The following is a 12,822-nucleotide window of genomic DNA, read 5'->3' as shown; positions in this document are numbered from 1 at the left end:
AAGTATATTTTCTAAAGATTAATTTATACAGTCATCGAAAACAGATTTGTTTCCGGTGACTTTCTTTTTAGATGTAAATCGAATGCCATACAGATATTGCGAACAAAAGGTCTGCCTTCTTCTGTAATTTTTATTTTATTATTTTCAATAACAATCAAATTGTCGTTTTCGATTTCTTTCAAAGCAATTAAAACTTCTGGAAGTTCAGCAAAATTTAGAGACTCTGCCGTCCAAGAAGTTTCTAATTCGCAGGTTAAATTTAGGATGTGTTTTCTAATAATAAGATCTTCATCATTTAAAATATGACCTTTTACAACAGGAAGTTTATCAGATTCTAAAATCTCATAATATTCCTCAAGACTTTTTGTGTTTTGAGCAAAACTGTACCAGCTATCGCTTATTGAAGAAACACCAAGTCCTATCATAACTTGTGTTTTAGAAGCGCTGTAGCCCATAAAATTTCTGTGTAGTTTTCCATTATGAGCTGCTTTGTACAAACTGTCATCAGCTAAAGCAAAATGGTCCATACCAATTTCATGATAACCATTTTGAATTAAAAGTTTTTTCCCAATTTCGTACAATTTTCTTTTCTCGGCATCCTTTGGTAAATTTTCTTCATTAAATCCACGTTGCCCGTTTCCTTTTATCCAAGGTACATGTGCATAGCTGTAAAATGCTAATCTGTCTGGTTTTAATGAATTAGTTTTTTCAACCGTATCAATTACATCTTCGATAGTTTGAAAGGGAAGTCCAAAAATAATATCGTGTCCAATTGAAGTATAACCAATTTCTTTTGCCCAAAAAGTTACTTTAGCAACGTTATGAAAAGGCTGGATTCTATTTATTGCTTTTTGAACCGTAGAGGAGTAATCTTGAACTCCAAAACTTACTCGGCGAAAGCCTAAATCATATAATTTTTTAAGCTGCTCGTAAGTGGTATTATTAGGATGTCCTTCAAAACTAAATTCGTGATTTTCTGCTTTTACAGCATGAACAAAAATTCCGTTAATAAGGCTTTCTAAATTCTCTTTTGAAAAAAATGTTGGAGTTCCTCCACCTAAATGAATTTCTTTAATGACAGGTTTTTCAGGAAGAAATTTGCAATATAAGCTCCATTCTTTTAAAACTGCTTGAATGTATTTTTCTTCTACGGAGTGATTTTTTGTAATTCGCTTATTGCATCCGCAAAATGTGCACATGCTTTCGCAAAAAGGCAAATGAATATATAAACTGATTCCGTTCTTCGAATTACTTTCTGAAAATGATTTCTGTAAAGTTGTGATCCATTTTTCTGCAGTAAAATCTGCTTCATTCCAGTACGGAACTGTCGGATAACTTGTATATCTTGGACCTGGGACATTGTATTTTTGAGTCAAAGAGATTTTCATAACGACGGATTTAGTTTACATCAAAATTAAAACTTCAAGCAGTGACATAAAATGACAAATATCATGAAAACTGTAAAAAAAAAAAGAGACCCAAAATTTGAGTCTCCTTATTGAATTAAATAACTAACGTGATATAGAATCTTGGATGATTTTAAGCCATTTTTTCGCAAACTGATGATCTTGATAAACGCTAATCTGTTTGATGCGGTCATCGTCAAAATCATAGAATGGAATTATTATTTTTTTAGATGTTCCTTTTTCTTGAAATTCAAAATCAATTTTAATAATTGTATCTGAATTTGAATCAGTTGTCGGAACAAGTTTACATGAAGCAATTGTGTTCAAATCAACATATATTGACTCTTGCTGATTTGGATTGAAATTCATTAAAATGAATTTATTATTTTTCTGATCAATCGTTAAGGTCTTATTATTGATAGATTCAGTCAAGTCAAAACTCTCAGGATTTGTTGGATTGAATCGTTTCTTAATGTTTAAAATTCTTGATTTACTAGCTGCCGACGAGCGCGCAGAAAAATATATTGGGATAGCAACAATAATTAAAATCACAATACCCATTATTGTGGTTGTAGTTTCCATAATGTTTTTTAATGAAATAAATAAAATGATATGCGAAACAGTCTTCAGTTAGAAAACAGTTTACTTGTAAATGAAGAATAAATCTTCAAAAAGAGATCAGATATTTATTTACCAGAAAAAATGGAAAGCATAGAGTATGACTAAAACCTTTTTACTCTGAGTAGTAAAGAGTTTAGTATATGCTGTAATAGATGTAACGGTCTGATGCTGTGGTACCAGCGGTAAAAGTGAATCAAAACATTTGATTATTCCAGTTGAATTTGTTTTGATGTTTGCCGCAAATTGATAACTTCCTTGTGGCTGAATAAATGCAGATGAATCTGCAAAGTCTTTACAGAAATTCGTATCCGATTTTGTTTCAATTACGTGTACAGAAGACTGATCTGCTTGATAAGCAAATAGACCTGCAAGTAAAAGGACAATGAAAATAACGGTTTTACGAATCCAATTCATGTCGGCGAATTTAAGTCATAAAACACAATAAAAGAAATTTTATAGAATTAATTAACACTCAAAAAATATCCTCAGCCTTTTTTCGTAAAAAACTGAGGATTTATGAAGTTATTGTTGCATTTTAAAGTAGTAATCTGCAGAATGTTTACCACTTCCATAAAATAGGAAGAAGGTGCAGACCAATAATACAACTACAGCCAGAAGCAAACTTTCAGAGTGCATTTTTCCCATAGAGTTTACGAGAACTGCACCAAATAAGATTGGTAATTGAGCAGCGATTGCCCATCTGGTTAATAGTCCAAAAATAATCATTATACCACCAATCATGTGGGCTGGAGCAATGTAATGCAGCATAAACATACCTCCGCCATATTTATCGATAGGGGAAATCAAATCATGCAAGTATTGAACATTGGTGACGAAAGAGACACCCTTCATAAATAAAAATGCACCCAAAACAATACGTACTAAATCAACTGGTAAATAAGTGTGCGAATTTGCCCATTTATTCAAACTTTTTACATTTTCCATGATGTTGTGTGATTAAAAATTATATTACTAAGTTACTAATTTTTAGTGATATATGTATTTTTAACGAATGGAAAATAAGTTTTTTACTTTTTATTTAACGCATTATTGAGAATTCTTTAATCATTAAACTTGAATGACTCCTAAATTGAATGGTTTTTGAATAGGAGCATGGTTTGCAGCTTCGATTCCCATCGAAATCCAATTGCGAGTTTCTAAAGGATCGATGATCGCATCTGTCCAAAGTCTTGATGCCGCATAGTATGGTGAAGTCTGCTCGTCGTAACGTGCTTTTATTTTATTGAATAGCTCTGTTTCTTTCGCTTCATCGACTTTTTCCCCTTTCGCTTTAAGCGAAGAAGCTTCGATTTGCGCTAATACTTTTGCAGCTTGAGTTCCACCCATTACAGCAAGTTCTGCGCTTGGCCATGCAAATATTAATCTAGGATCATAAGCTTTTCCACACATAGCGTAGTTTCCTGCTCCGTATGAGTTTCCAACGATAACCGTAAATTTAGGAACTACAGAATTGCTCACCGCATTTACCATTTTAGCACCGTCTTTAATAATTCCGCCATGTTCTGATTTTGAACCAACCATAAAACCTGTAACATCTTGTAAAAACACCAACGGAATTTTTTTCTGATTGCAATTGGCTATAAAACGAGTTGCCTTATCAGCGCTATCAGAATAAATAACGCCACCAAACTGCATTTCACCTTTTTTGGTTTTTACCACTTTTCTCTGATTGGCAACGATTCCAACAGCCCAGCCATCAATTCGAGCGTAACCTGTTATTAAAGATTGTCCGTAACCTTCTTTGTAAGCTTCAAATTCTGAATTATCAACCAAACGTTTGATGATCTCCATCATATCGTATTGTTCGGTTCTAGCTTTTGGAAGAATTCCGTAAATATCATTTGGCTCTAAGGCTGGTTTTTCAGCTTTGATTCGGCTGTAGCCAGCTTTATCAAAATCGCCAATTTTGTCTACAATATTTTTGATTTTATCTAAAGCGTCTTTATCATCTTTAGCTTTATAATCAGTCACGCCTGAAATTTCACAATGTGTTGTTGCGCCACCTAAAGTTTCATTATCAATTGTTTCTCCAATAGCGGCTTTTACTAAATAGCTTCCAGCAAGGAAAATGCTTCCAGTTTTATCGACTATCAGAGCTTCGTCACTCATAATTGGCAGATAAGCTCCACCAGCAACACAGCTTCCCATAACGGCAGCGATTTGGGTAATTCCCATACTGCTCATTTGAGCATTGTTTCTAAAAATACGTCCGAAATGTTCTTTATCTGGAAAAATTTCATCCTGCATTGGCAGATAAACTCCTGCGCTGTCCACAAGATAAATAATCGGAAGTCGGTTTTCCATTGCAATTTCCTGCGCACGAAGATTTTTCTTTCCTGTTATAGGAAACCAGGCTCCAGCTTTTACAGTTGCATCATTGGCAACAACAATGCATTGTTTGCCTTTGATGTAACCAATTTTTACAACAACACCTCCCGAAGGGCAGCCACCATGTTCTGGATACATTCCTTCGCCAGCAAAACCTCCAATTTCAATACTTTTTGAATTTTCATCCAATAAATAAGCAATTCTTTCGCGAGCCGTCATTTTTCCCTCAGAATGCAATTTCTCGATTCTTTTTTCGCCTCCGCCCAATTTTACTTTTGCGAATTTTTGTTTTAGTTCAGAAAGAAGTAATTTATTGTGATCTTCGTTTTTATTGAAGTTTAAATCCATAATGTAGTATTGATTTGATAAAATAGTGTTGGCTAATTTACAAAATCAATTGAAATAAAAGAGTTGCTTTATGAATTAAGAAATGGTATTAAATAAAAAAAACATCCGTTTAGTGGATGTTTCTATTTTTGGAGTTTGAATTAAAATTATTTTTTAGGACCGCAAACCATTTGTTTTAATAAAGCCCACTGTTTTAAGGCATCTCGAGCTTCAACTGCAGGATATCCTAACATGGTTTTTCCAGCAGGAACATCTCCGGTAACGCCAGATCCAGCACCAATTATTGCACCATCACCAATTGTTGTGTGGTCTTTTATAGAAGCGCTTCCGCCAATAATAACTCCGTTTCCTAAGGTTACTGAACCTGCTAAACCACTGTTTCCAGCCATAATGCAGAACTTGCCTAATTTGCTGTTATGGCCAATCTGAACTAAGTTGTCTATTTTACAGCCATCGCCTAGAATTGTAGAGCTAAATTTTCCGCGATCAACACACGAATTTGCACCAATTTCTACACCGTTGCCAATAATTACATTTCCAATTTGCGGAATTTTTACGAGACCTTTTTCAGTGCAAGCGCGAAATCCAAAACCATCTGCGCCAATTGTTGCGTTTGGGTGAATGATGCATTCGCTTCCAATATGACAACGTTCGCGAATAACAGTTCCAGACCAGATAATCGTGTTTCTTCCGATTGTGCATTCGTCTAAAATGGTGACATTCGGATAAATTACGGCGTTAGCTCCAATTTCAACTTTTGGACCAATGTAACAGCCAGCACCAATTTTAGCGCCTTCACCAATTATAGCGGTTTCGTCTATAGTTGCTGTTTTATGAATATTGTTATGAAAGATTGGGGCAGGGGGAGCAAAAAGGGCAAGGATTTGTGACATTGCCAAATCGGCATTTTTTACTTTTATAAAAGCGCGATTTTCTCCAGGTTCTATTGAAATATCTTCGTTTACAACTGCAATTGAAGCATTAGATGTCGACCAGTATTTTTCGTATTTTTTATTTCCGATAAATGAGATTTCCGAAGTTGTTGCTTTTTCTAATTGTTCTGTGGCAGTTATGCTTTGTGAAGTACTGCCGTAAATTACGCCATTAATAACTTCGCTAATTTCTTGAATTGAATAGGATCTCATTGACAAATTTTAATCGACTTAAGGGTTATTTTTTGCCAAATAAAATGAATTAGATTTTAATTACCTAATTATATTTTTATGTTTCTTAATAAATGTTTAAAATAAGATGGTGATTTTTACAAAATTAACATTCAGTATATTAATTTAATGAAAGTTTTTCAATAAACTGAGTAACAGTGGCTTGGGTATTTTGTCTGGAATAATTGAAAATTGAGTAGGGAAAATAAATAATTTAATTGTTAGGTTATAGCTTACATTTGTTTTGTTAAATCATTTATAGTGAGGGATTAAAAAAAAAGCGATTCATTTTAATGAACCGCTTTTTTTATGTGTTATTCTTTAATTTTTGATAAAGAAACTGCATTAATGCAGTAACGTAAGCCACTTGGAGGTGGACCATCAGGAAAAATGTGACCTAAATGCGAATCGCAGACATTACAAGTTACTTCAACACGGATCATTCCGTGAGATCTGTCTGCGTGATATCCAATTGCATTTTCTTTTACAGGTTGTGTAAAAGATGGCCATCCTGTTCCAGATTCGAACTTTTCGCTGGCATCAAACAATAAAGTACCACAACATTTACATTCGTAAATTCCAGGATCAAATAAACTACATAATTCAGAGCTAAAAGATCTTTCAGTTCCTTTTAATCGTGTAACCTGAAATTCTTCTGGAGTTAGAATTTGTTTCCATTCTTCTTCCGTTTTCTCCACTCTTTTATCTGGAGCTGGATTTCCTTTATTTGTAAAATGAATTACATCTGCCCATTTTATCATAACTATTTTTTTAAGTTTTCAGTCTCAGTCTTCAGTCTCAGTTTCCAGTCACAGTTTTAGCTAATTTAAATTGAAAACTGTGACTGCGACTGAAAACTTTATTCCTCTTCCTTCTGTCCCATCATCATTAGATAGGCTTTTAAGAAAGGATCGATATTTCCGTTCATTACACCGTCGACATCGCTTGTTTCATAACCTGTACGAACATCTTTTACTAATTTATACGGTTGCATTACATAATTACGAATTTGCGAACCCCATTCGATTTTCATTTTTCCAGCTTCAATATCAGCACGTTGCGCTTGTTGCTTCTTTAATTCGATTTCATACAATTGGGAACGAAGCATTTGCATAGCACGCTGTCTGTTGTCTTGCTGAGATCTTGTTTCAGAACATTGAATCTGAATTCCAGTTGGTTTATGAACTAACTGAACTTTAGTTTCAACTTTGTTTACGTTCTGTCCACCCGCACCACTCGAACGAGAAGTTGTGATTTCGATATCGGCAGGATTAATGTCGATTTCGATACTATCATCAACTAATGGATAAACGTAAACCGATACGAATGAAGTATGACGTTTTGCATTACTATCAAAAGGCGAAATACGAACCAAACGGTGAACTCCGTTTTCTCCTTTTAAATATCCGAATGAGTAATCTCCTTCGAATTCTAAAGTTACGGTTTTAATTCCGGCAACGTCGCCTTCTTGAAAGTTAAGCTCTTTAATTTTATAGCCATAACTTTCTCCCCACATCATGTACATACGCATAAGCATTCCAGCCCAGTCGCAACTTTCTGTTCCTCCAGCTCCAGCAGTGATTTGTACTACTGCACTTAAACTGTCACCTTCATCAGAAAGCATGTTTTTAAATTCGATGTTTTCGATATGTGCTTGTGCAGCTTCATATTGTTCATCTAATTCGTCTACAGTAAGTTCTCCTTCTTTGTAAAAATCATAAGCTAGCTGTAATTCTTCTGTAAGTGATACTGCTTTGTCATAATCTTCAATCCATTTTTTCTTGTTTCGAAGATTTTTTACAAGGATTTCTGCTTCTTTTGGATTGTTCCAAAAATCAGGAGCGAAAGTTTTTTCTTCTTCGTTTGCAATCTCGATTAGTTTAGCATCGACGTCAAAGATACCTCCTCAACGCACCAAGGCGCTCCACAATACCTTTTACTTGTTCGGCTGTTGTCATAAATTAATTAATAGGTTTTTATATGTTTTTTAGAATTATTACGTTAATTTGGTCTATAGAAACGAGCGAGTTAAATTTTATTAAACTTGCCAAGAATAACTATTTGTAATACGTAATTTTGTCTACAAAAATAAGATATAGTTTTTAGAATATGGAAATAAATTTAATCAGCGATACCATAACAAAGCCTACTTATGAGATGCTTCAGTATATGTTTAACGCTCATGTCGGCGATGATGTATACAAACAGGACCCAACGGTGATTGAATTAGAAAATAGAACAGCGGAGTTTTTTGGTATGGAAGCTGGGCTTTTTTTTCCGTCTGGAACTATGGCAAACCAGACTGCAATTAAACTGCACACGCAGCCTGGAGAACAATTAATTGCTGATAAATATGCTCACGTTTATCATTATGAAGGAGGAGGAGTTTCTTTTAACAGCGGTGTTTCTTGCTGTTTATTAGATGGAAACCGCGGAATGATTACAGCTCCGCAAGTTGCTGCTGCGATAAATGATCCAGAGTTTTATCATAGTCCGCTAACGAGTTTGGTTTGTGTAGAAAATACAACCAATAAAGGTGGTGGAGCTTGTTACGAATTAGAAGATTTAAGAGAGATAAAAAAGGTCTGTGATGCTAATAATTTAAAGTTTCACTTAGATGGCGCTCGAATTTGGAATGCGTTAGTAGCTAAAAGACAGAATCCTAAAGAATTTGGAGCTATTTTCGATACTATTTCAGTTTGTTTGTCTAAAGGATTAGGCGCTCCAATTGGTTCTGTACTGCTTGGAAGTAAAGCTGATATTCACAGAGCGTTGAGAATCAGGAAGATATTAGGTGGAGGGATGCGTCAAGTTGGTTATTTGGCAGCAGCAGGATTATATGCTTTGGCTCATAATATCGAAAGATTGGCTGAAGATCATCGCAGAGCGAAAGAAATTGCAAAGGTCTTAAGCACAAAACCTTGGATTGCATCTATTGAACCCGTTGAAACAAATATTTTAATTTTTTCGCTTGCAGAAGGTTACAGCGACCAATTGTTAATTGAAAAATTAAAACAGAAAAATATATTGATAAGTTCTTTAGGACATAATAAACTTCGTATTGTAACACATTTAGATTATAAAGAAGTAATGCATACTTATGTAATTGATACACTTTCGAAGTTTTAGGGGAAGTTACTAAGTCGCTAAGATTCTAAGTTTCTGAGTTTTTCTTCTGTCGAAAACTTAGAAACTTAGAATCTTAGTTTCTTAGAATCTTATTTAAACAAATTATCCATTCCAGGAATAGAAGGCATATCCATTCTAGCAACGGCGTCTAATTCTCTTTCGTTTACACTTGTTGCTTTTTCTATAGCTTTATTTAACGTTACAATTAAGTAATCTTCTAATTGTTCTTTATCTTCTAAAAGAGAATCATCAATAGAAAGTGATTTTATTTTTCTACTAGCAGTGATAGTAACTTTTAATAATCCGTCAGCGCTTTGTTCATCAATCAAAACAGTATCTAAGCGCTTTTTAGTATCTTCAATTTTTTGCTGGGTTTCTTTAAGTTTGCCCATCATTCCCATTAAATCCATTTTTGTTGATTTTTTAAATTATTTCAGACAAAATTAGTATATTGCTGTGTGAATTCAATAGAATAATTTAAGAAAAAATTAATTCTGTTCTGTTGGGTTTGTGCTATTTTTGCGTCTTCATATTTAAAAATTAATGCTTAATAAATGCAAAATGATATATCAGCCCCAAAGGCTAAAATAATTCCAAAGACATTAAAAAAACATAAAGAATCTAGGATTGACAACTATTTCTGGCTTAATGACAGAGAGGATTCAGAAGTAATTGATTACCTAAATAAGGAGAATGCTTATTATGAAAGCATGACTTCTCATACCCAAAATTTAAGAGATAGCCTGTTTGAAGAAATGAAAGCAAGGATTAAAGAAGACGACTCTTCTGTTCCTTATTTCTATAACGGATATTTTTATATTACACGTTTCGAAACAGGGCAGGATTATCCAATTTTTGCTAGAAAAAAAGGAAGCCTTTCTGCCGAAGAAGAAATTCTTTTTAATTGTAACGAAATGGCAAAAGGACACGCTTATTTCAAATTAGGAGGTTTAAGTATTAGTCCAGATAACAAATTTGCTAGTTTTGGAGTAGATATTGTTGGAAGAAGAATTTACACTATTCAAATAAAAAACTTAGAGACTGGTGAAATTTTAGCGGATAAAATAGAAAATGTTACTGGCGCTTCAGTTTGGGCGAATGACAACTATACTATTTTTTATGTGAGACAAGATCAAGTTACGTTGAGAGCCGATAAGGTTTTTAGACATAAATTAAATACAGCATCTGAAAAGGATGTTTTGGTTTTTGATGAAATTGATGATGCTTTTAATGTGTCGATCAGCAAAGAAAAATCAAGAAAATATATTGTTATTGGTTCTGGAAGTACTTTGACGACTGAATATAGAATTCTAAATTCAAGTAATCCAGATGGAGAATTTACAGTTTTTCAGCCTCGTGTACGCGGGTTAGAATACAGTATTTCTCATTATGAAGATTCTTTTTATGTTCTAACCAATAAAGATAAGGCGACCAATTTTAAATTGATGAAAACGCCTGAAGGTAAAACAGGAAAGAAAAACTGGGTAGATCTTATTCCGCATAGAGAAGATGTCTTGTTGGAAGATATTGAAATCTTTAAGAATTATTTAGTTGTAGAAGAACGTTCTAACGGATTAAATCATATTAGAATTATGCCTTGGGGCGATGAGCCAGATTATTATCTTCCTTTTGGCAGTGAAACGTATAATGCATACACAACAACAAATGTTGATTTTGATACTGATATTTTGCGTTACAGTTATCAATCATTGGCAACTCCGTCTTCTGTAATAGATTTTAATATGAAGACTAAAACCAAAGAAATTCTTAAAGAACAAGAGGTTTTAGGTGGAAAATTTGATAAGAACAATTATATAGAAGAACGAGTTTGGGCAGAAGCCAGAGATGGTGTAAAAGTGCCTATTTCGATGGTTTATAGAAAAGGATTAGAGAAAAATGGTAAAAATCCGTTGTTGCTTTACGCATACGGTTCATACGGAATCACAATGGATACGTATTTTTCTTCAACAAGATTATCACTTTTAGACCGCGGATTTGTTTATGCTATTGCGCATATCAGAGGAGGCGAGGACTTGGGAAGACAATGGTATGAAGATGGAAAACTGTTAAAAAAGAAAAATACCTTTACAGATTTCATCGATTGCTCTAAATTTGTAATAGACCAAAAGTATACTTCTCCCGAACATCTTTATGCAGAGGGAGGATCTGCTGGCGGACTTTTAATGGGAGTGATCGTAAATGAAGCTCCTGAATTGTATAACGGCGTTATCGCTCAGGTGCCTTTTGTAGACGTAATTACGACGATGCTAGACGACAGTATTCCGCTTACAACTGGAGAGTATGACGAATGGGGAAACCCAAACAAAAAAGAATATTATGATTATATGTTATCATATTCACCTTATGATAATGTAAAAGCGCAGGAATATCCTAATATGTATGTGTCTACTGGATTGCACGATTCGCAGGTACAATATTGGGAGCCAGCCAAATGGGTTGCTAAATTAAGAGATTTAAAAACAAATAATAATCTTTTGTTTTTAGATACTAACATGGATGCAGGTCATGGCGGGGCTTCGGGACGTTTTGAGGCTTTAAAAGACTTAGCAAAAGAATTTAGTTTTTTATTAGATTTAGAAAAAATTAAAAGCTAATTAGAAATTTTTTGTTAAATTTGCAACCTATCAAGGTTAATTTAAAAAGGCCTTTGATTAACTATTTTTTTATGAAAGAAGAAATAACCGCTTATAATAATGTTTTAGAGTTAATAGGTAACACCCCGCTTATTAAACTAAATAAAATCACCGAAGAGTTAGAAGGAAATTTCTACGCAAAGGTAGAAGCTTTCAACCCAGGTCATTCCTCAAAAGATAGAATAGCGTTATATATTATTGAAGAAGCCGAGAAAAAAGGAATTCTTTCTCCGGGAGATACCATTATCGAAACCACATCTGGTAATACAGGATTTAGTTTAGCAATGGTAAGCATTATTAAAGGTTACAATTGTATTTTAGCCGTAAGCTCAAAATCATCGAAAGATAAAATTGACATGTTGAGAAGTTTAGGCGCCAAAGTTTATGTCTGTCCGGCTCACGTTTCTGCTGATGATGAAAGATCATATTATAATGTAGCAAAACGTTTACACGAAGAAACTAAAGGATCAGTCTACATTAATCAATATTTTAACCAATTGAATATTGATGCTCACTACAACACTACAGGTCCAGAGATTTGGGAACAAACAAAAGGACAAATTACGCACTTAATTGCGTGCAGTGGAACAGGAGGAACTATCTCTGGAACTGCAAAATTCTTAAAAGAAAAGAATCCGAATATTAGAATCCTAGGAGTTGATGCTTTTGGATCTGTATTGAAAAAATACCACGAAACAAGAGAATTCGATAACAAAGAAATTTACCCATATCGTATAGAAGGTTTAGGAAAAAACTTAATCCCATCGGCAACAGATTTTGATATTATTGATAAATTCATGAAAGTAACCGACGAAGAAAGTGCTCACTCTGCAAGAGAAATCACTCGTAAAGAAGGTTTATTTGTTGGATATACTTCTGGAGCAGTAATGCAGGCCATTAAACAATATGCAGAAGAAGGAGAATTTACAAAAGACAGTAATATCATTGCAATTTTTCCAGATCACGGTTCACGCTATATGAGTAAAGTATTTAGTGATGACTGGATGAACGAACAAGGTTTCTTTGACAGTGTTAATGAAGAAGAAGTTCAAAAAATTGAATTTGTAAAGTAAAGAGAATTTACTGACTAGTCCTAAATAATCGATACAGATTATTAGACAAATATATTTAATTAAACACCTGTAAGAACTT

General features: G+C 33.9%; 12 protein-coding genes. 3 read left to right on the top strand and 9 right to left on the bottom strand.

The annotated features are described in order from the left end of the window. Window positions 1–23: 23 nt before the first annotated feature. The 8 genes from hemN to prfB all read right to left on the bottom strand — a co-directional run bounded on the left by hemN (window position 24) and on the right by prfB (window position 7,845). Entirely contained in the window at window positions 24–1,388 is a 1,365-nt protein-coding gene (hemN, locus tag DM444_RS10810; protein WP_111286480.1) for an oxygen-independent coproporphyrinogen III oxidase, read from the bottom strand. A 123-nt stretch (window positions 1,389–1,511) separates the two neighbouring features. Then, window positions 1,512–1,988: a hypothetical protein gene (locus DM444_RS10805; RefSeq protein WP_111286478.1), complete on the bottom strand. Its 477-nt coding sequence runs from the start codon at window positions 1,986–1,988 to the stop codon at window positions 1,512–1,514. Between the two features lie 108 nt (window positions 1,989–2,096). Continuing rightward, window positions 2,097–2,441, bottom strand: a complete 345-nt coding sequence (locus DM444_RS10800) for a hypothetical protein (RefSeq protein ID WP_111286476.1) — start codon at window positions 2,439–2,441, stop codon at window positions 2,097–2,099. Window positions 2,442–2,549: 108 nt separating this feature from the next. Next, window positions 2,550–2,972: a DoxX family protein gene (locus DM444_RS10795; RefSeq protein ID WP_111286474.1), complete on the bottom strand. Its 423-nt coding sequence runs from the start codon at window positions 2,970–2,972 to the stop codon at window positions 2,550–2,552. 123 nt (window positions 2,973–3,095) lie between these two features. Beyond that, the gene (locus DM444_RS10790; RefSeq protein ID WP_111286472.1) at window positions 3,096–4,724 is read right to left on the bottom strand and encodes an acyl-CoA carboxylase subunit beta; all 1,629 of its coding nucleotides are present in this window, start codon (window positions 4,722–4,724) and stop codon (window positions 3,096–3,098) included. 146 nt (window positions 4,725–4,870) lie between these two features. Beyond that, complete coding sequence (gene lpxD, locus DM444_RS10785; RefSeq protein ID WP_111286470.1) at window positions 4,871–5,869, bottom strand: UDP-3-O-(3-hydroxymyristoyl)glucosamine N-acyltransferase; 999 nt, start codon at window positions 5,867–5,869, stop codon at window positions 4,871–4,873. Between the two features lie 332 nt (window positions 5,870–6,201). Continuing rightward, window positions 6,202–6,648, bottom strand: coding sequence for a peptide-methionine (R)-S-oxide reductase MsrB (gene msrB / locus DM444_RS10780; protein ID WP_111286468.1), 447 nt, complete (start codon window positions 6,646–6,648; stop codon window positions 6,202–6,204). 98 nt (window positions 6,649–6,746) lie between these two features. Then, a protein-coding gene (gene prfB, locus DM444_RS10775; RefSeq protein ID WP_111286466.1) for a peptide chain release factor 2 occupies window positions 6,747–7,845 on the bottom strand; the annotation gives its coding sequence in 2 pieces (ribosomal slippage) (window positions 6,747–7,781 and window positions 7,783–7,845; 1,098 coding nt in all). Window positions 7,846–7,996: 151 nt separating this feature from the next. Between prfB and DM444_RS10770 the strand changes: the two genes are divergently transcribed. Beyond that, window positions 7,997–9,016, top strand: a complete 1,020-nt coding sequence (locus DM444_RS10770) for a threonine aldolase family protein (protein WP_111286464.1) — start codon at window positions 7,997–7,999, stop codon at window positions 9,014–9,016. A gap of 89 nt (window positions 9,017–9,105) precedes the next feature. Here the strand turns inward: DM444_RS10770 and DM444_RS10765 are convergent, their stop codons facing one another. After that, complete coding sequence (locus DM444_RS10765) at window positions 9,106–9,426, bottom strand: YbaB/EbfC family nucleoid-associated protein (RefSeq protein WP_008462685.1); 321 nt, start codon at window positions 9,424–9,426, stop codon at window positions 9,106–9,108. Between the two features lie 144 nt (window positions 9,427–9,570). On the opposite strand from DM444_RS10765, the gene DM444_RS10760 reads away from it, so the two are divergent. Then, window positions 9,571–11,631 carry a S9 family peptidase gene (locus tag DM444_RS10760; RefSeq protein ID WP_111286462.1) on the top strand — a complete coding sequence of 687 codons (2,061 nt, stop codon included), beginning with the start codon at window positions 9,571–9,573 and terminating at the stop codon, window positions 11,629–11,631. Between the two features lie 71 nt (window positions 11,632–11,702). After that, window positions 11,703–12,743: a PLP-dependent cysteine synthase family protein gene (locus DM444_RS10755; RefSeq protein ID WP_111286460.1), complete on the top strand. Its 1,041-nt coding sequence runs from the start codon at window positions 11,703–11,705 to the stop codon at window positions 12,741–12,743. The last annotated feature ends 79 nt before the right edge of the window (window positions 12,744–12,822 follow it).

Source organism: Flavobacterium ginsenosidimutans (assembly GCF_003254625.1).
Classification (GTDB): domain Bacteria; phylum Bacteroidota; class Bacteroidia; order Flavobacteriales; family Flavobacteriaceae; genus Flavobacterium; species Flavobacterium ginsenosidimutans.
Note: the sequence above shows the minus strand (reverse complement) of the source record. Positions and strands in the feature narration are given on the sequence as shown.

What these genes read in the sequence shown, in the direction of transcription:
- hemN (WP_111286480.1), bottom strand. Translation starts at nt 1,388, where the DNA reads ATGAAAATCTCTTTGACTCAAAAATACAATGTCCCAGGTCCAAGATAT.
- DM444_RS10805 (WP_111286478.1), bottom strand. Translation starts at nt 1,988, where the DNA reads ATGGAAACTACAACCACAATAATGGGTATTGTGATTTTAATTATTGTT.
- DM444_RS10800 (WP_111286476.1), bottom strand. Translation starts at nt 2,441, where the DNA reads ATGAATTGGATTCGTAAAACCGTTATTTTCATTGTCCTTTTACTTGCA.
- DM444_RS10795 (WP_111286474.1), bottom strand. Translation starts at nt 2,972, where the DNA reads ATGGAAAATGTAAAAAGTTTGAATAAATGGGCAAATTCGCACACTTAT.
- DM444_RS10790 (WP_111286472.1), bottom strand. Translation starts at nt 4,724, where the DNA reads ATGGATTTAAACTTCAATAAAAACGAAGATCACAATAAATTACTTCTT.
- lpxD (WP_111286470.1), bottom strand. Translation starts at nt 5,869, where the DNA reads ATGAGATCCTATTCAATTCAAGAAATTAGCGAAGTTATTAATGGCGTA.
- msrB (WP_111286468.1), bottom strand. Translation starts at nt 6,648, where the DNA reads ATGATAAAATGGGCAGATGTAATTCATTTTACAAATAAAGGAAATCCA.
- DM444_RS10770 (WP_111286464.1), top strand. Translation starts at nt 7,997, where the DNA reads ATGGAAATAAATTTAATCAGCGATACCATAACAAAGCCTACTTATGAG.
- DM444_RS10765 (WP_008462685.1), bottom strand. Translation starts at nt 9,426, where the DNA reads ATGGATTTAATGGGAATGATGGGCAAACTTAAAGAAACCCAGCAAAAA.
- DM444_RS10760 (WP_111286462.1), top strand. Translation starts at nt 9,571, where the DNA reads ATGCAAAATGATATATCAGCCCCAAAGGCTAAAATAATTCCAAAGACA.
- DM444_RS10755 (WP_111286460.1), top strand. Translation starts at nt 11,703, where the DNA reads ATGAAAGAAGAAATAACCGCTTATAATAATGTTTTAGAGTTAATAGGT.